Source organism: Nostoc sp., from assembly GCF_036919575.1.
GTDB lineage: Bacteria > Cyanobacteriota > Cyanobacteriia > Cyanobacteriales > Nostocaceae > Nostoc.
In genome coordinates this window covers 165,245-183,946 of sequence record NZ_JBALBY010000106.1, presented here as the reverse complement: position 1 = coordinate 183,946, position 18,702 = coordinate 165,245, and the positions used below count along the sequence as shown (strand labels likewise).

The following is an 18,702-nucleotide window of genomic DNA, read 5'->3' as shown; positions in this document are numbered from 1 at the left end:
AGCAATCCTAAATCATTCGTGAAAAGTTAGATCCCCGACTTCTTTGAGAAGTCGGGGATCTGGACACCGATAATTTTCATAAATCAGATAGGATTGCTATAGCTTTCTAGCTAGTTTACAACTCTTCTGCTTGGGGAAGCGGGAAGATTTCACCAGCTAAGTAAGCCTCAAAGTGCTTTTGGAAGTATAACCAGGAAGTCATATCTTCCCCATCTATCAATGCTTTTGGGGCTTGTTTATATAAAGGAATACGGTTATTAATTTCGTCTTGCAGCAGTGGAGGCAGTTCTGTTAAACCATTGATTTTGCTACCAACAGCACTGTAGATCAGTTGACCGGGGCGATCGCCCATTTTCATCCAGGGAAGCCATTGACCAATTCTATCCCAACTCAGTTTGAGTTCAGAAACTGATTTAAGTGCTGGGTTGAATAAATCTGCGGTTGGCACTGTTAATTTAAACAATTCGGCTGCCTGATAAATTGGATTTGGGCTATATTCGGCAAATTTGCGATCGTCTGCTAAGGGATTGGGGTAATAGGGAAATATATCAAAAACGAAGGTTGTGCTGTCACCATCTACTTGTGCGGGGAAATTTCCCTCAAACGTTCCTTGCACAGGATTATTGGCAACGTGAATCACCGGAACTGTCTCGCCTGTCCAAGGATTCTCCCATTTGGACAAAACCTCATCTGTTTTTGGGTTGAGATAGTAAGTCAGTTCCCTAGAAGTAAAATCCCAGCTACCTTCTGCTGTGGGAATACATCGGCTAACGCTCAATCCCAGCATCTTAAATAGGAGTTGTTTTTTCTCACCGGGGATAAAAGCGTAAATTTTACCTTTCCAAATCAGGAAAGTCGATTCGTTAGGGTCGAGGGAAGAACGAGTTTTAATCCAGTGTTGGGCTTCAAGTTCTTGGATTTGGGCAACCATCTAAAACATCCTTTGTATTTGAAAGGGAGTGGGGAGTGGGGAGTGGGGAGTTAGGAGTTTTTTATCCGGTTATCTAAAAGTCCTTAAAACCTCACCCTGTCCTAATACGGTTCGGATAAGACTTGATCCCCCCAACCCCCCTTAAAAAGGGGGGCTATAAATAACTCTATTTCCCCCTTTTTAAGGGGGACTAAGGGGGATCTTTAAGAACTATGCACCTTAACCGAACCGTATTGCACCCTGTCCTAACTTTAATCCCTCTCCTTAGTAAGGAGAGGGACAGGTTTTGGATAGCAAAACCAGGGTGAGGTTTTCTTGGGCTATTCGATCAACCATAATTAAACTGGTTCAGAAAGTTTCTCATCCAGACGGCGAAACAAAAACACCCAAAGTGGCAAGGAACTGTTAATCGCAATTAGTCGCACTAAATGACCAGTTGTAACAATTTCAACGTTATGATTCAATACCAGGGAAACCAGGATCATTTCTGCTGATCCTCCTGGTGCTGTAACTAACAGACAAGTTAACCAGTCCCAAGAGGTTAATTGCATCGCAAGTATAGCAGCGATCGCACCGGCTATGAGAGTCATCGCCACAGACATCAAGGCATAGCCGACAGTTCGCCGATTAAAGTTGGGTTTGTCTCCCCAATATTCACCAATAGTAATTCCCAGGAGCATTTGACCCAATAAATTAATTAAAGGCGGCGGACTAAAACTAATATCACCCATAAAAGGCAGCCAATGTAGCAAAGGATTAAACCCGATACCAATCAACAATGCACCAAAGAAATCGCCAGCAGGAATGTTGAATAATATCGCTGGATAAACTACTAATGCAGTGATTAGCAATACTAACAAGAGTAATCCTAGTTGAGATGGATCGAGATTTAGCCAAGCACTTTTGACGGGAAGTGTTTGTGAATTCCAGTAATTACCAGCTGATGTCCTAGCGATGAGGGGAATTAGAAAAACTACTGAGGTGACGCGAATTGCTTGAACTAAAGCAACCAAACTCACATTTTTATTGTAATCGGCGGCGATCGCTGCCATAATTCCTACACCGCCGGGAACTGTAGCCAGCATTGCTGTCATTAGGTTAGTTTTGCTGACGCGGGAGTAAATATAACCAATACAACTACCACACAGCAGCATAAACAAAGTCAGAAAAATAAATATCGGAATACCAGAAGCAACACTAGCTACATTAGCGTTGGCATTGGAAGCACCGACAGTTAAGCCCACAAGTGCCATTCCTACTTTTCTAGCAGTGCGGTTGGGTTTAGGGGAATATTCATAGAAAAGCCGACACCCTTGAAGAACTATTATACCAGCAGCAATCCCCCCAAATATCCAGGCAATCCCGCCGACATGGAACTTTGCGAGGAGTAAACCTAAAGGCAAAGCCAGAAGCACTTCCAAGAGAAGGACAATTAGTTGTTTTCCAAATAGCTGTTCTTTGGTAACAACAGGATTTTCATTAGTGTGTTCTTCCAGGTTGGGAGCAACACTTACACTTTGATTCATCGATACAAGCTTTTTTATTAATTTAACGTGTCGCGGAAGTCTCCACCTTCAATGTACTCATAAGGTGGGGATAGGGAGCTCTTGATAAGGATTGCATCTGATATTGATTTTTTGCTCTTCAAAAACAAATATCAGATGTATGACGAATCCCCAGAATTTTCTGATAGAATTATTTGGTCTTGACCCTCCGGGTTCAAAATCGCTCTACTTGGGGAGACCCCAAGACCGCGTTTTTCACCATCAATGCCATAAGCGAAAACCATTAGCTTTCAGGTATATGTTGCAAGAGAAAGATTTGGGTCTTGGGAACCAGGACTCCTGACAAGAGGAGGGAATGTCAGACTTTCTAGTACTATGGAGTTCTAGAAGCTATTCCCGATGAATTGGGAGAGCTACGTCCGTCTTACGGCGGAGTAGTTCACCTTATGTACTCAAACTAATGCGATCGCACAAAATAACTAAGTCTAAATTTACCGCGTGTTGTATTTAAATAAAAATGCCTATAGAGAGAGGATAGGGGCACAATAATCACTGCGCCCCGACAAATAATTTGTATTCCTTTCTATGATTGGGCCGTTTAACAGAGTATGTTCAGTTTAATTCCCCTGCCTAAGAATGGCAGCACCTTTTGCGTCGGGGTCTGTCTTGAGAAATCGCTCCACTTGGGGCAAAGCCCAAGACCGCGTTTCTCGCTAAATCCCCGTCACAAAACTTACTTGCGACTTGCGACTTCCGACTTGCGACTTATTTTAATCTTCGTCAAGGGCTGGGAAAGCTTCCTCAAGCTGCCACAACCGATCTTTATTTTCAACAAACCAAATACGAGTTTCTGGAGTTAATTTACTCCAAATGTCTTCAACAGGGATATGAGGAGAAGCATATTGGTACTGCTGACCAAGTGATTTGAGATTATCCGCCACATCATGGGGAATTCCAAATTGTTCCCAGTCAACTGTGATACTTCTTCCCGAAACTCCGGCTGTGGGGTCAAAAACCAATTGTGCTGATCTGACTAAATCAGCAAAGTGTTTCGGTTTGAGTTTGGTGATCTCCTGAATTTGGAGTGATTCGTTATGCTCTTGAGACATGATCGCCGCAGTGGTAAGGATTAGTGATGTATTGAACTTACTGCCAAAGATTTTTATCCCAATATTTTTTAGTTTAGCGCAGAGCCGCTAACTTGATCGTGACTAAATTTTAACAAAGTTTAGGGGTTTAATTCTCCCCTCTTGACAGCCAGCAAGTTTTATGGCGGGGTCTGTCTTGCAAAGTTCTCCTCTACAGCGCTTCTCTGCGAGACGCTTTGCGCTAGGCGAAGCTATGCCGAAGGCTTTACGCGCATCCTGCGGCGGGGAAACCCCAAGACCGCAATGCAGCGCTAAATCCCCACAGCATTACAAAGAAAGGCAGAAGGCAGAGGGCAGAGGGCAGAAGGAAAGAAGTATTAATAAAAACTTTAGTTGTGGGTTTAAAGCCCACTAGTATAAAAAGATTTGTGTCGAGATGCGTAGCACGAGACACAAGGTGTCCTTATTTCAATCCCACGTTTTTAAACGTGGGTTCCCTTCTGCCTTCAGCAAGAACTGCCTTCTGCCTTTTGAATTAATTACGAATTACGAATTACGAATTACGAATTATTTAGTGACGAGTGTAGGAACGCACAAAGTGAGTTTTGAGTGTCTGAGCGATCGCGGACATTATAACTGCTACTATAGAAACCGATATTGCTGCTATTTTGATTCTAGAATCATCTGCAAGTATTGCTACAAAAGCTAGAGCGATCGCTACCCCTATACAACTTTGTTTGACCGTATTTGTAACTTGATAAGCTCGATTGCAAGAACCACAAAGAAGTGTATGTTGCGAGAATCGGTCTAACGTGATCAACTTTTGAGTAAACTCGCTACTACCGACATTTTTTGAGGTAGAATAACCTTGATAAAACGGCAAAGATGATCCAAATTTATCTAGCCACTTGCGATACTCAACCACCAAAGTATCAGATGTTTTGAGCGGTAAATACACTTCTTTGAGATTTTGTCCCAAACGTTCAATTTGTGCCTTTTGTTCAACGACTAATTGCAAATCACCTTCCAAGATTTTGTTTCGGATCAAGATGTGATCTAACCAGCGAGGCATCAGCTTGATTTTTTGAGGAAAAAAGTTACTATAATTTCTGAGTAGAATCCGACATCTATCCTTACCTAGTGGAATTGAATACAAGGCTGTACCCCCAAACCTACCTTGCTGTTCATTACCAAATCTTTTGTAGAGAATCAAATTAGGAGCAATGAAATCTAATGAAATCCAAGGCAGATTGGGTGTGCGTGTTCCTCGCCACCTTCCTTTAATTCCCTGAATGTTGCTGTCAATGACTTCTATTTCTAGCGCTTGGGCATCTTTTCGACTTCCCAAGAGGCCATCATGGCTGATGAAAACGTGAGCTGGGTCAATAACGTTTTCAATAAAATAGCTTTGGTCGTAAGGTAGGTCACGTACATAATCTAAGCTGAAGCATTCCGGCTTTTCCCAATCTGGTAGAGATGGAATTAGCTCATCAATAGCTGTTTCGGCTTCCCCTGCCCACATCCAAATAATACCTTGAAGTTCCAAGACTTTAAAGGATGACACGCAAGCATTTACCGGAATTTTGGCATCGGTTGGTAACTGAGGAATATGCAGACATTGACCATTATCGCCAAACTGCCAACCGTGGTATAAGCACTCTATTTTACCGTCAATAATTTGTCCATCAGAAAGTCTAGCTGCACGGTGAGGACAACGATCTGTTAAACAGATAAACTGTCCATTTTGGTTTTTGAACAAAACCAAGGGTTCATCGTACAAGGAAAAGCTATAAGGGCGGTTAGCTGGCAAGTCTTCCACGAAGGCGACGGGATACCAGCATTGTCTCCAGTTAAATTCTTGCTTCTGGTCAAGTGTCTCAAAGGTAGAAGTTGGTGTTGTCGCCTGTAGTATCTTTGTTTCTAATGACATAGTTTTCTCCAGGTTTCTATGATTTTATATCTTTGGATTAGAAAATGCTTAGTCCCAGAGATATAAGACTCACTCAGAAATAGTTTTCACTCTAAATATAGAAGCTATCGTTACTAAACTTGCGATTTTCCCCTAAACGCACAATTTTTCCCTTAAAATCACGATTTTTTCGTTAAAGTCGTGATTTTTTTCTTAAAATCGTGATTAGGAGTCACTGAGAAGCCCACACTCACTCTTCGGAGTGTGGGTATGTCACAAGTCCCGAATGCGATCGCTGACAAAAAGAAAAGGTAAGATATACATCTATGTGGTAGCGGTTAGACTAAATTCGATCTGGGGCGTTCAAAGTAATCAGAAGCATCCAAAATGGCAAAGAATAATCAGACTGTTCTGGCACTAACCTTATTAATCACAGCAAGTCTTATAGGTATATTTGCTGTTTTAAGCTGGATTGGATATTCCTTAACGCGGTCTAAGTCTGAGATAAAAAGCCCAGGAAGCACTGATTTAGTTAACACAACTACTAAGCCTAGCTCATTAAAGCAAGTAGAAATTACCACAGCCCGCAATGTCGATTACAGCCAGTTGCAGAAATATTTGCAAAGTAAAGATTGGCAAGAGGCTAACCGAGAAACTTACCTGAGAATGCTAGATGTTGCAGGGACTAAGGCACAAGCCGAGGGTGCTATTTCCAAAGACGAAATGAATGCACTTTCGTGTGTTGATTTAAAAACCATTGACAGGCTTTGGAGTACAGCCAGTGATGGTAAGTTGGGCTTTAGCGCTCAAGAAAAGATTTTGAGGGAACAGAAAAACGACTATCGCAAGATGTATGACGCGGTTGGATGGCAAACCTTAACAGGTGAGTGGCTGATTCAGTGGAACTATAATCAGCAAACTAAAAGATATGAGTATAAACCCGGCAAGGAACCAAACTTTAAAACCTTCCCTCCAGGACATCTGCCAACTGTGGAAAGAGGATATAATTTTGGTGTTTCTCTTGATGGGGCACTCACAAGATGCGGTATTTAAGTTAGCATAACTTGAAGCGTTTCTTGCCAATCTAACTGCAATTGTAAGTGAGCATTGCCGCTATTAATGGCAATTTCTACCCAGCCGTGACTGCCAACTAAAGCGATCGCCTCTCCAACTTCAACATCACTATAAGTTTCACAGCCTGGTATACTCAAAAGTGCGGCTTGCACATACCAAGTTTTGCCTTGGACATAACTCCCTGGAATGTTGCTCACTAAGTTACCAAAGTGATCAATATATTGAATGCAACCTACTACACCAGTGCTTGTCTGTTTGCACTCGCCGACATCTAGTTTTACCAAACTTGCTGGATCTATTTCTTGTCCTAGCTGTTTGAGAAGAACACCACTAGCAAGACTAGCTCCCACTGGTGCAAAGATATCCCTACCGTGAAAAGTTTTGCTTGGTTGAGGAGTTCGCCAATAATTAAGATTTGTGAGTTCGACGGCTGCGATCGCTGGACTTTGACTGAGTACGCCACTGAATATACCATTATCTGGGCCTACCAGAAACCCTTGAGCAAATTCTACTGCGATCGCACGTCGCTTGCTTCCCACACCCGGATCTACTATTGCCAGATGCACTGTCCCAACTGGAAAATAGGGATAAGCATTCATCAGACAAAACCTAGCTGCGGCAATATCTTGCGGCGGAATTTGGTGTGTTAAGTCTACCACCGTCAGTCTAGGGTTAATTTGGGCTATGACTCCCTTCATTATGCCGACATAGGGGTTGCGATCGCTAAAATCGCTCAGTAAAGTCACGAGTGGTTGTTGATTTATCTGATTCTTGTACATAATTCTTAATCAAATTAATTACATAAAAAAATACTTTTCTGTAACAACAGCTACAAAATATATGTTATGTTATGAATACAAGACATAAAGTAAGTGAAAAATTAAAAAGGTAATCACTATGAGTCAAAATAGACTACAAAGTGTGAGCAAAGGACAAGAAACTCACAGAGCGAATATTCAAAAAAGCCTAGAGCATCGCTTGGAAGTAGCCAGAGCAAAGGGCGACGAACAACTGATTCGTCAACTAGAAGCTGAGATGAGGTATTCCAGCTAAATCAAGTTTTCAATGTTCATAGTTTTGTTGTGTAACCCGCTACGGCGGGTTTTTTATTTTTAGGGGGTTTCCTCACACTTCCGGCTCAATACCAATGCTCGTAACTGTGCTGCCAAGCGTTCAGCCCGTTCCAGGGCAGTTTCTTTGGCTTCTCGCTCTTGTTCGGCTCGTAAGCGTTCTTGTTCGGCTCGTAAACGCTCTTGTTCGGCTCGTGAGCGTTCTTGTTCAGCTCGTAAGCATTCTTGTTCGGCTCGTAAGCGTTCTTGTTCAGCTCGTAAGCATTCTTGTTCGGCTCGTAAACGTTCTTGTTCGGCTCGTTCTGCACCAGTAGGAATCATATTCCCTGTGGCGTCACACCACCTCAGCCAAACATCCCGCTTACCTTCATACGCGCCTTCCCACAAACATAAACCTAGCTCAACTTCAGTTAGCCATTGCTCACTCATGGGTATGTATTGCCGCCCTTGCAACTCATACATCTGTAGAACTTCACCACCAAGTTGCCGAGTTGGGTCAAAGATAATGTAGTACATTACCCGCATCCTGGCATACTCTAAGATTTTCCGTCCTGTTTCATTGCCTTCTCGATTTGAAACAATTTCAATCACCACCTCTGGCGGTTTACCAAAGTCCCAGAAAAAATAAGAACGATGCCGTTTTTCCCACCAGTTTTCAGCTACTTGTACATCCAGGCTCAAGAATACATCAGGCACAATCGGCAGTTGCTTGCTACTGGGAAACAACCCCACATTGGCGGCCACGAGAAACCCTTGGGCATTACTTGCCCCGTTCCAAGAACTGTAAAGGGTTTCTGTCAGTAATCTTTGTTGTTTTTCTGATGGTAGATTATCCAAGGGTTCATCGTCCTCTGTCACCAGAAGACTAACATCTGGTAACTCCATACAGATTAGGAAGAGGATCGTTTTGGCGTGAATATCGGCTCAATCCCCATAAGAAACCCCCTCTGCTTTCGTCATAGTAAAGTGATTACAAGCCAGAGAGGGTTCATTTTTTATCGAACAGAATTCAGGAGTCAGGAGTCAGAATTCAGAATGAATTCTGACCGAAAAAGCGGATGAATAACCGGGTTTAAGACCCCCACCAAATCTATGATTTGGTGGTGCAACAATTCAGTGGCGGGTCCCAATCCCCGACTGATTGATTCTGAATTCTGGATTCTGAATTCTGAATTCTTCTTCAATCTTGTATAGGCAGATTTTAAGGATAATGCTGGCAAAAAACCAGTTTCCCTGATTTAAAACTTGCAAAAACCTATGTTGTGTTTATCGAAACAGAATTCAGGAGTCAGTCGTCAGAATTCAGAATGAATTTTGACCAAAAAAGCGCATGAATGGACTCTTTTTAAACCCCCACCAAATCGTAGATTTGGTGGTAACAGAGCAGCCCCGAAGTGTGGTCAACTTTCGTAGTGGCGGGTCCCAATCCCCGACTGATTGATTCTGATTCCTGAATTCTGACTTCTGAATTCTTCTTCAATTTAACCTGCCTACTCAGTTTGGCCTATTTCCAATCGGGAATCACGGCACCTTCTCCTTCTCCACCAATACCGATTCCAGTGTTAAATATTTTTGCATCAGTCAGATTGAGATCATTCATTGATGCTTGATACACATTAGAATCGTGAATCGTAGCGCCAGTAAAATTTACGCCGTTGAGATTGGCTTGCTTTAAATTCACATTGGTTACATAAGCGGATGTTAAGTTAGCACCTGCCAAGTTTGCACCAGTTAAGTCAGCACCTTCGAGGTTAGCCCCTACAAGGTTGGCTCCTTGGAGCTTCGAGCCTCTCAAATCAGCACCAATTAAATGAGCGCCACTGAGGTTAGCTCCCGCTAAATTACACTGGATACATTCCCCAGTTGAAAGCAGCTTTTGTAAGTCCTGTGGATTCCCAGCTCTAACCGAGCTAGTGAACAATAGGGGAGTTGCTAAGGCCATGGCCGCTAATAGCTGGAGTTTCATAATTTTCCCCCTTAATAATCAAGTTGCGTCCGTTCTGTCCCTCACAACTCTATTATCTCACTAAACTTCGTGAGGTCAATCTATCTATGTCCTCAGAAGTTGGTTATGATCTGAAACAGCGATGATAGCGAGGAATAAAATGCTATTTATGCTCTTTTTGTCCGATTTTTAGTTAATAAACCTTAAAAAACGGCCAGTGTTAAATCACTGTTAAATCTTTTTAAAAGTTTGCACTACTCGCCATAAACGGGCTATTTTGATAAGTATTTATACTTTATCCAAATAGAATTCAGTTGGGTATTCTGTTTAGATAGGACTTACGCAAAACTACACGCTGTAGGGGCAATTCATGAATTGCCCTTAAGAGGCTAATAATAATAGGACTTACGCATAAGAGATCCCCCAACCCCCTTAAAAAGGGGGCTTTTTAGATCCCCCCCAATTTATCGGGGGGTTAGGGGGGAGTGCGCTTCGCGCACGCTACGCGAACGAAGTTTCAGGTTTTGAGTGCGTAAGTCCTAAATAAAATTGCGTTAAGTCACGGACACCTAAAAAAATTTTGGATGTTACTCATGCTCAGACGCAAAAGTCGCCGTAAAATATCCTTGGTAGCTATGCTTGTGCTTGTTATATGCTTTACTCTGGTAAGTGTGCGTTCACTTGGGCAAACAATTATGACATCAGCACCCCAACTACTCACCGACCCATTTTTGCAACTGCCAACTGAAACCTCAGTGCGAGTAGTTTGGTTTACTGAGTTTGCTGGTGTTAATCACACAGTAACCTACGGAGAAAATCTCAAACACACTGCTAAGGCAAATACTACCAAACTCAGTCGCACGCGTGAAGACCAAGAGTCAAAAGTTGCAAACCAAACCAAAGACGGCCAAGTTTATCAAAAACCCGTCCAGCGTGATATTTGGCGACATGAAACTGAGGTGACTGGATTAACTCCTGGTTTGCGGGTAAACTATCTTGTCACGAGTGTGCGAGAAGACGACGAGAGTGTTAGCAGTGATGTTTTTAGCCTCGCAGCTACTCCAAAACCGGATACACCATTAAAAATTCTGCTGACCTCTGACCATCAATTAAAGCCGATGACATCGGCAAATCTGCAAAAGGTGGTAGAAACCGTTGGACGAGTTGATGGGGTGTGGTTTGCTGGTGATTTGGTCAATGTTAGCGATCGCGCCTCAGAATGGTTTGATGATCATAGTGGTGGGGCGTTGTTTCCCGGTTTACAAGGTCGTGCCAAATACGAAATGACGCACGACGGTGTTAAGACAACCTACACTGGTGGACAAATAATTCAACACGCACCCATGTTTACTTGCATTGGCAATCATGAAGTGATGGGGCGCTTTGCTAGGACGGGAAGTTTAAATGGTGAATTTGATGATACAATTCCCCGTGTCGTTGCTCAAAAAATCTACCAAGACAAATCTTTAATAGATAATTCTTTTAATACTAATACCTACGAAGAGATTTTCTCTTTACCAAAAAGTAAAGAGGGTGGAAAAAGGTATTATGCAGTTACTTTTGGTGATGTGCGTTTGGTGGTACTGTACGCTACGAATATGTGGCGCACTCCCAACTTAGATGGAAAGCGTAAGGGTAGATATCGAGAAGCAGAAAATGATTTAAATAACCCTGAAAATTGGGGTTATGGACAGTTGATTTATGAGCCAATTGCTAAAGGCAGCAAGCAGTACAATTGGCTAGAGGCAGAACTGAACAGCCCTGAGTTTAAACAAGCAAAATACAAAGTTGTGATGTTTCATCATCCGGCTCATACTCTGGGTGATAATATAGTTCCTGCTTATACAGAACCAGTACAGATAATTGAACGGGATAACAGCAATATCAAAGCAGTGCGTTACGAGTACCCCAAAGACGCAGATTATATTATCCGCGATGTTGTCCCAATACTTGAAGCAGCTAATGTGCAATTGGTATTCTATGGACATTCCCATTTGTGGAACCGTTTTGTTAGTTCCAGTGGAATGCACTTTCTGGAAACATCTAATGTGGGCAATACTTACGGTGCTGCTTGGGGTGACAGAAAGCGAGAAGTGCCAATTGGATATCAAGAGGATTATGTTAAGGTTGGTGATCCCAATGGTTTAGAACCGATAGTGCCAACAATTTCTCCTTTGCTGGGTGAAGATGGCAAGCCAATGCCTTATATTACGAGTAATGATATTACGGTTTTCAGTATCTTTGATACGGGGACAGGTACGATAAGTAGTTATCGCTTTGATACCCGCAAGCCTGATTCGGAAGTATTGAAGTTTGATGAATTTAAGTTGAATCTTCAAAGTAATGCGATCGCTGGTCAACATGAGGGATAAATTTTTGATATCCAAAGAAGACTACATAGTTAACTCTCTAGCTCATCATTATCAATAATGAGGTTGTAGCTATTTAGGACTTACGCAAAATATCTCTGAAACTCTGATTTCCAGCGTTCGCGCAGCGTCTCCCCTTGGGAGAAGTTCAGATCGGCGTCAGCCGCGACTCCGACTTCTCTCCGTGTACTCTGCGCCTCTGCGGTTCGTTATTCCCTAACTCATGTGTAAGTCCTATATTTATAAAATTGCATCATCGGCAGATTCACCATTTCTGTAACCAGAATCAAGTAAGGAACAGTGTCAGTGTCCTATCTGTCCTATCCTGGAGATGGGTAAATAGTGTTGTGGGTGATAGTGTGTTTTTCAGCATTGTGATACCGACTTATAATCGCCAAGCAATTTTAGAAAAGTGCCTCCGCGCCTTGGAGATGCAGGAGTTAAGTCAGCCAAGTTCGATTACTAATTACGAGGTTGTTTTGGTGGATGATGGTTCAACCGATCGCACATTGGATTGGTTGACAGAACACAAAGAGGAGTTTCCCCATGTACGCTGGTTTCAACAAGACCATGCAGGACCTGCTGCGGCTCGAAATTTGGGGGTAGAAAAGGCGCTGGGAGATACAATTATCTTTATTGATAGCGATTTAGTGGTGCTAGAAAATTTCTTGCAAGCTCATGCGGATGCACTAATGCAGGGGAAAGAAAAATTGAGGAGCGATCGCCTTTTCACTTACGGAGCAGTTATTAATACTTGCAATTTCGACAACCCAACGGCTGAACCCTACAAAGTAACAGATTTTTCAGCAGCTTTTTTTGCTACCGGAAATGTCGCAATTCCCAAACATTGGCTAGAGAAAGCGGGACTTTTTGACACCAGTTTCCAACTCTATGGCTGGGAAGATTTAGAATTAGGTGTGAGGCTAAAAAAACTAGGTTTGACACTAATTAAATGTCCAGAAGCGGTAGGATATCACTGGCATCCACCATTTAAATTAGAGCAAATTCCCCGATTAATTGACCAAGAGATTCAACGCGGACGTATGGGAGTTTTGTTTTATCAAAAGCATCCCACATGGGAAGTGCGAATGATGATTCAAATGACTTGGCTGCATCGCTTACTTTGGGGAATTCTTTCGCTCAATGGTGGGCTAAATGAACGAACAATGGCTCCATTTTTGCAATGGCTAATTAATTTAGGTAAACCGCAATTAGCTTTAGAAATCGCCCGAATTTTCCTCAACTGGTACAACGTGAAAGGTGTCTATGAAGCCTATGCTCAAATGCAGCAAGTATTGTGATTTAAACACCTTTGGGAAGTATCACCGTGTAATCAACTGTGTAAAGATGCAGGATGTCGGGTAATGGGGGTTAAACGACATTCAAGGGAAAGCGGCTAATTTAGAGCAATAAGTCATGGTTTATGGGAAGTGTATAGATGAGGATAACTGCTAAAGATTTGTTGCAACGATATGCTGCTGGGGAAATAAATTTTGGAAAAATTAATTTGGTAGCTTTCTTTGTCAGACCACCTTGGTTGATGTGGGAGTTTAGTTATGGAAAAAATAACGGCTGAAATGTTCTTTAAGCGGTACGAGAATGGGTGCAGAGATTTTCAAAGTATCATCTTGGAGTATGCTGACTTGAGCATGGCTGATTTTCAGAGAATTAACCTGCAAGGCTCCCAGTTAAGCTATGTTAACCTGAGTAGAATTAATTTGCGGGATAGTACTTTGACCGCTCAATTCAGCTTCTGTAATTTCAGGGATTCTAAAATCGAATCTTGTTACTTGGAAAGTGCCAGGTTTAGCGATTGTGATTTTAGAGGGGCTAGTGTAACCAAAGTTAATTTGACTTATACCAGTTTTATTCGAGTCAACCTTCAAGGAGCGAGGCTTGAGGGTTTTGGAGAAGAATTCCCCTTGTTCTTCAATGTTGTTCGAGAAGACGGGGAATTTATTCCTGGTTACACCTATGAACCCTAATTATCACTTCCCAAACCGCGACCGAGCAATAGAGATGCACAGCACTGGTTCTCATAACTCTTGCTCTGGCTCGTTTGCAGCGACTACAGTAAGAACCTCCAGGGGACTTCCAAGGAATAAATTACTTTTAAAAGCTAGGAATGCATAGTCAGTTTCTCTCTTAAACTAACTCAAATATGTTATGTCAAAATTGCCCCACCCATCAATCGCTCGTACCGATACTTCAACTCTTCTTTCATCAAATACCAGCGCTCTAAAGTGGCATCCATCTCTATAATTTTCTCGGCTGCTTGCCGCGCTAAAAGTAAAACTTCCTCATCCTCAACCAAACTCGCCAAGGTAAAATCTGGCACTCCAGATTGACGAGTTCCCAAAACTTGCCCTGGCCCACGAAAACGCATATCCATCTCGGAGATGAAAAAACCATCCTGAGATTGTTCCAACACCTTCAGCCGTTGTTGAGCATCAGGACTTCTGGAACTGCTCATCAACAGACAGTAAGACTGAGCCACGCCCCGACCAACACGCCCCCGCAGTTGGTGCAGTTGCGATAAACCAAATCGCTCAGCATTTTCAATGAGCATTACTGTAGCATTAGGTACGTCTACACCAACTTCAATAACGGTAGTAGAAACCAAAATTTGCGTTTGGTTATCACGGAATTTGGTAATCGCCTCATCCTTCTCGGCTGAACTCATGCGACCGTGTAGCAGCCCCACTTGAAAGTCGGGAAAAACGCTTTCTTGTAGCTTTTGATGCTCGTCCACAGCCGATCGCAGATCCAGTTTTTCTGATTCTTCTACCAACGGCAAAACCACATAAACTTGTCTACTTTGGGCAATTTCTCGGCGGATCAGGTCGTAAGCATGGTTGCGTTGCTGACCCGATAGCACTGTTGTCTGAATCTTTTGCCGTCCTGGTGGTAACTCATCTATTTGGCTGACATCCAAATCCCCGTGTATGGTCAGTGCCAACGTTCGGGGAATCGGGGTAGCTGTCATAGTTAACACATGGGGTTGCTCACCTTTTTGCTGCAAACGCGCCCGTTGCTCTACACCAAAGCGATGCTGCTCATCTATCACCACTAACCCTAGTTGCTGAAAGTTTACGGGGTCTTGAATCAAGGCATGAGTTCCCACTAACAGAGGTAATTCACCAGTTGCTAACTGAGAATGTATTTGTCTTCGTTTAGCAGTTTTGGTGGAACCTGTCAGTAATTCCACTGGTAAATGCAAGAGGTTAAACCAACTAACTAATTTGCGATAATGTTGTTCTGCCAAAACTTCTGTGGGAGCCATCAGCGCCGCTTGGTAGCCAGATTGAATTGCTGCGAGGATAGCTAACACGGCGACAACTGTTTTACCGGAACCGACATCACCTTGCACCAAACGATTCATTGGTACAGGTTTTTGTAAATCGTTGAGAATGTCATTGAGAACTCGTTGCTGTGCGCCAGTGAGTTGAAAAGGCAGTATTTCGTGAAATTTCTCTACAAGTTGACCGCGTGGCACAAGAATGGCGCTGGTTTGAATTGCCCTTGCTTGCTGCTGACGTTGCAATAACCCAAGTTGCAGGTAGAAAAATTCATCAAAGACTAGGCGACGACGGGCAACTTGCAGAGCGGCGCTATCACTGGGAAAATGGATGTTAGCGATCGCATCTTTCAATTCCATCAAACCATACTTCTCTCGCAAACCACTTGGCAAGGGGTCTTTCATCTGAGCCGCAGCAGGCAAAGCCACAATTACCGCCTGTCGCACCGTATTCGCCACCACACCCTCAGTCAGTCCATAAATTGGCACCACCCGCCCAATATTCAGCGACTCAATCGAATCTCCTGGATTTGCCAAAACCTCTAGTTCGGGATTATCCAGTGTCAAGCCGTATTTACTTTCTTTCACCAACCCACACGCCGCCAGAATACTACCTACTGGATAACGGCGTTTTAAACTTTCTTGCCAAGCGCGACTGCTAAAGCGCGTACCTGCGTAAAAACGACCAATTTTGATTTGACCACTGTTATCTTTTACAATCAATTCTAAAATTGATAATTTCTGATTTTTGGGACTAGTAAAGCAGTTGCAACGCTTCACTGTAGCGACTATTGTCACTGTCTCACCCGCCTGTAACTCGCGGATATTTACCTGACGTGCATAATCAATGTGGTCACGGGGATAGTAGAAAAGCAAGTCGCGGACGGTGTGTAAACTAAGCCGTGCCAAATTATCAGCTTTTTTAAAGCCTATTTCTGGTAAATCACTGAGTTTTTGATCAATTTTCGGGGCAAGCCTCCGACTCACCTCAGAGATGATTTTGGATTTTGGATTTTGGATTTTGGATTGATAAATTCTCTCTTGCTCCTCTGCTGCCCTGCTCTCCTGCTCCCCCTGCTCATCTTGCTGTAGTTGTGAGAGATACCTACGAGTCTCTGCTACTAAGTGTTGTCTTTGTTCCAGTGCTAGATGTGGATAACTAGCAAATTGCACCGCTAGTCCTTGCCAACGGCGGCGTTCAGTTTGGGGTAAGCCTGTTGGGAATTTACCCAAAGTTAGGCTCAGAAATTCACTGAAGCGGTACTCTCTGCCCACCAAGTCTGTAAAGCCACGTTCGGCTTCTATTGCCAAGGCTTTGTGCAATCGTATCCAGTCTGGTTTTTCATTAGTCATTGGTCAGTAAGGTTAGGAGTGAAGAGTTAGGAGTGAGGAGTTAGGAGTGAGGAGTTAGGAATTAGGAATAAATTACTCATAACTCATAACTCATAACTCATAACTTTATTCAAACCAACTAGCACGCCATGCAGCTTCAGCTTCAGCGATCGCTCTTTCACGATGTTTCTTTTGATACTCTCGTCCTAGCTTGTTTAGCTGAAGTAAAATACTGCGGATTTGTCTGCGCTCAGACGAGAGTGTTACATCAGCAAATTCAATTTCCCCTAGCCGCAGGTTAATAGCCATAATTTGCGTCAGTCCAGAATCTTCTGACTGCTGCTCATTTTCAATTTCAATTACTAAGTTTAATAAGTTGGGTGGTCCTGGCATTACCTCGCCAGATGCTTCGGATGCAGCCGCAGCCGCAGCTGCTAAAATCGGTTCTGGCAATTTTTTGGGCAATATTCCAGCTTTCTGTAATAAAAGATTAGCATCATGCGAAAGTTTTTTCAGTATCTCTTGCGTGACCTCTTCTAAGTTCTGTTGCCATTTTGCCAGTTCTATAGGATTAGAAGTGTCGGCGATAATAGGCTCAGAAGTAGATGTGTCCAAAATCACAGGAGTTACTCCCTCATCCCCCTCATCCCCCTCATCCCCCTCATCCCCCCCTATTCCCTCACTTTTAATATAAGTGAGCAACTCCTCAGATGCCAATTGGCCCAACTTGCGGATTGCTTGTTGCAATTGTTGGCGCTGATTCAATGATAAATGTAGGAAGTTTTCGGGATACCCTTGTGTACAAAGGTGGTAACTCGCCAAAATCAACTGTTTTCGTACAGCTAGCCCCAAGGTGTTTAGATAACTAGCATAAGCCGTTTGTAGTTCTACTGCGATCGCCCGAATCGCTTCTTTGAGTGCTGCAATATCCCGTTCAATTCGCTCGATTGCTCTTGCCATATCTTTTCGTTCTTGCCCATGTGAACTGCTATATAAAACCTAGACAAAGCTAGACTTTATTTCTTATTTCAAGGGGAGCATGGGAGCGGTTATCCCTCAATAAGCTTTCAAGGTTTAGCCAACCTTGATAAATTAATTGAAGCGTTTAGATCCCGATCCATCACAAAATTACAACTTTGACAGTTGTAAACCCTTTCTTTTAGTGGCATATCCTGGACATGACCACAATTAAAACAAGTTTTAGACGAAGGATAAAAACGATCAGCAATTATTATTTCACAACCAAACTTTTTAGCTTTATATTCTAGTTGTCTTCTAAATTCACCAAAACCACAATCTGTTATTACTTGAGCTAACTTATGGTTTTTAACCATATTACTTACTGCAAGGTCTTCAATAACTACTTTTGCGTGGTTTTTGCAAAGATAAGTAGTTATTTTATGAAGAGTATCTTTTCTAAGGTTAGCTACTCTAGCATGATGTTTTGCTAGTCTTAGTTTGGTTTTGTGTTTGTTGTTAGACCCGTTAACTTTTATTGAAAACTTTCTGGATAATCTTCTAAGTTTTTCAATGTTTGCTTTATAGTGTTTAGGGTTAGGGAAAACTACACCCGTAGATAAAGTAGCTAGTTCTTTAACACCTAAATCAACACCTACAACTTCATGAGGTTTAACGGTTAGCTCATGTTCTTGTTCATAAGCAAAGGCTATAAACCAACTGTTAGCTGTTCTAGAAATAGTGATTGATTTACAAGAGGTGTGTGGCAAACCTTCATAAGTTTTAACCCAACCAATAGTAGGTAATTTGATAGATTTCCCACCAACAGGAATAGGTTTACCGCTATTATCTACAGTAAAACTATCATGTTTACCTTTCTTTTTGAAGTTTGGGTATTTACCAAGACCTCTAAAAAAGCGAGAAAAGGCATCTCCTAAGTTATCAAAAGCATATTGAGTAATCTTTTGGCAAATACCTTTTTCTTTTATCCAAGTTAATTCCGGTTTTACATAATTATTGAAAAACTTCTTAAGGATATATTTGTCAGGCTTTAATCCATCGTTATAAAACTCTTGCCAAATAGCTAAACCCCAATTATAGGTAAACCTTGCTATACCAGCGTGTTTACTCATAATTATTTGTTGGTTTTTAGTTAGTTTTAACTTTGTTTTGATGGATAAAAGCATTATTTCGACTTCAACACTGCATTTCTTCCAAGTCTTT

General features: G+C 42.4%; 16 protein-coding genes. 6 read left to right on the top strand and 10 right to left on the bottom strand.

Annotated features, from left to right (window positions below; translation table 11 throughout):
- Positions 1–115 precede the first annotated feature (115 nt).
- The 4 genes from V7K27_RS27145 to V7K27_RS27130 all read right to left on the bottom strand — a co-directional run bounded on the left by V7K27_RS27145 (position 116) and on the right by V7K27_RS27130 (position 5,454).
- On the bottom strand, positions 116–931 hold the full coding sequence (locus V7K27_RS27145; protein ID WP_334951421.1) for a DUF1838 domain-containing protein: 816 nt from the start codon (positions 929–931) through the stop codon (positions 116–118).
- 338 nt (positions 932–1,269) lie between these two features.
- The gene (locus tag V7K27_RS27140; protein WP_334951420.1) at positions 1,270–2,457 is read right to left on the bottom strand and encodes an AbrB family transcriptional regulator; all 1,188 of its coding nucleotides are present in this window, start codon (positions 2,455–2,457) and stop codon (positions 1,270–1,272) included.
- A 749-nt stretch (positions 2,458–3,206) separates the two neighbouring features.
- Complete coding sequence (locus V7K27_RS27135) at positions 3,207–3,545, bottom strand: hypothetical protein (protein WP_334865478.1); 339 nt, start codon at positions 3,543–3,545, stop codon at positions 3,207–3,209.
- Between the two features lie 550 nt (positions 3,546–4,095).
- Entirely contained in the window at positions 4,096–5,454 is a 1,359-nt protein-coding gene (locus V7K27_RS27130; protein WP_334951419.1) for an aromatic ring-hydroxylating dioxygenase subunit alpha, read from the bottom strand.
- A gap of 366 nt (positions 5,455–5,820) precedes the next feature.
- On the opposite strand from V7K27_RS27130, the gene V7K27_RS27125 reads away from it, so the two are divergent.
- Positions 5,821–6,486: a GUN4 domain-containing protein gene (locus V7K27_RS27125; protein ID WP_334951417.1), complete on the top strand. Its 666-nt coding sequence runs from the start codon at positions 5,821–5,823 to the stop codon at positions 6,484–6,486.
- Here V7K27_RS27125 and V7K27_RS27120 read toward each other — a convergent pair.
- Positions 6,483–7,286, bottom strand: a complete 804-nt coding sequence (locus V7K27_RS27120; protein ID WP_334951415.1) for an SAM hydrolase/SAM-dependent halogenase family protein — start codon at positions 7,284–7,286, stop codon at positions 6,483–6,485. The genes V7K27_RS27125 and V7K27_RS27120 overlap by 4 nt on opposite strands.
- A gap of 118 nt (positions 7,287–7,404) precedes the next feature.
- Here V7K27_RS27120 and pirA point away from each other — a divergent pair, with 118 nt between their 5' ends.
- Positions 7,405–7,560, top strand: coding sequence for an arginine synthesis PII-interacting regulator PirA (pirA, locus tag V7K27_RS27115; protein WP_334951413.1), 156 nt, complete (start codon positions 7,405–7,407; stop codon positions 7,558–7,560).
- Between the two features lie 59 nt (positions 7,561–7,619).
- On the opposite strand, the gene V7K27_RS27110 is transcribed toward pirA, so the two are convergent.
- Positions 7,620–8,462 (bottom strand): Uma2 family endonuclease, encoded by an 843-nt coding sequence (locus tag V7K27_RS27110; protein ID WP_334951412.1) that lies wholly within the window; start codon positions 8,460–8,462, stop codon positions 7,620–7,622.
- A 619-nt stretch (positions 8,463–9,081) separates the two neighbouring features.
- Positions 9,082–9,543 carry a pentapeptide repeat-containing protein gene (locus tag V7K27_RS27105; RefSeq protein WP_334951410.1) on the bottom strand — a complete coding sequence of 154 codons (462 nt, stop codon included), beginning with the start codon at positions 9,541–9,543 and terminating at the stop codon, positions 9,082–9,084.
- A gap of 674 nt (positions 9,544–10,217) precedes the next feature.
- Between V7K27_RS27105 and V7K27_RS27100 the strand changes: the two genes are divergently transcribed.
- The 4 genes from V7K27_RS27100 to V7K27_RS27085 all read left to right on the top strand — a co-directional run bounded on the left by V7K27_RS27100 (position 10,218) and on the right by V7K27_RS27085 (position 13,876).
- Positions 10,218–11,894: a metallophosphoesterase gene (locus V7K27_RS27100; RefSeq protein ID WP_334951408.1), complete on the top strand. Its 1,677-nt coding sequence runs from the start codon at positions 10,218–10,220 to the stop codon at positions 11,892–11,894.
- A 344-nt stretch (positions 11,895–12,238) separates the two neighbouring features.
- Positions 12,239–13,192 carry a glycosyltransferase family 2 protein gene (locus V7K27_RS27095; RefSeq protein WP_334951406.1) on the top strand — a complete coding sequence of 318 codons (954 nt, stop codon included), beginning with the start codon at positions 12,239–12,241 and terminating at the stop codon, positions 13,190–13,192.
- A 137-nt stretch (positions 13,193–13,329) separates the two neighbouring features.
- Positions 13,330–13,467, top strand: coding sequence for a hypothetical protein (locus tag V7K27_RS27090; protein WP_334951404.1), 138 nt, complete (start codon positions 13,330–13,332; stop codon positions 13,465–13,467).
- Complete coding sequence (locus V7K27_RS27085) at positions 13,448–13,876, top strand: pentapeptide repeat-containing protein (protein WP_334951402.1); 429 nt, start codon at positions 13,448–13,450, stop codon at positions 13,874–13,876. The genes V7K27_RS27090 and V7K27_RS27085 overlap by 20 nt, the downstream gene beginning before the upstream one ends.
- A gap of 179 nt (positions 13,877–14,055) precedes the next feature.
- Here V7K27_RS27085 and recG read toward each other — a convergent pair whose 3' ends face one another.
- The 3 genes from recG to V7K27_RS27070 all read right to left on the bottom strand — a co-directional run bounded on the left by recG (position 14,056) and on the right by V7K27_RS27070 (position 18,665).
- Positions 14,056–16,542 carry an ATP-dependent DNA helicase RecG gene (gene recG / locus V7K27_RS27080; RefSeq protein ID WP_334951400.1) on the bottom strand — a complete coding sequence of 829 codons (2,487 nt, stop codon included), beginning with the start codon at positions 16,540–16,542 and terminating at the stop codon, positions 14,056–14,058.
- A gap of 105 nt (positions 16,543–16,647) precedes the next feature.
- Positions 16,648–17,481: a hypothetical protein gene (locus V7K27_RS27075; RefSeq protein WP_334951398.1), complete on the bottom strand. Its 834-nt coding sequence runs from the start codon at positions 17,479–17,481 to the stop codon at positions 16,648–16,650.
- Positions 17,482–17,588: 107 nt separating this feature from the next.
- Positions 17,589–18,665, bottom strand: coding sequence for an RNA-guided endonuclease InsQ/TnpB family protein (locus tag V7K27_RS27070; protein ID WP_334951396.1), 1,077 nt, complete (start codon positions 18,663–18,665; stop codon positions 17,589–17,591).
- Positions 18,666–18,702: the final 37 nt, after the last annotated feature.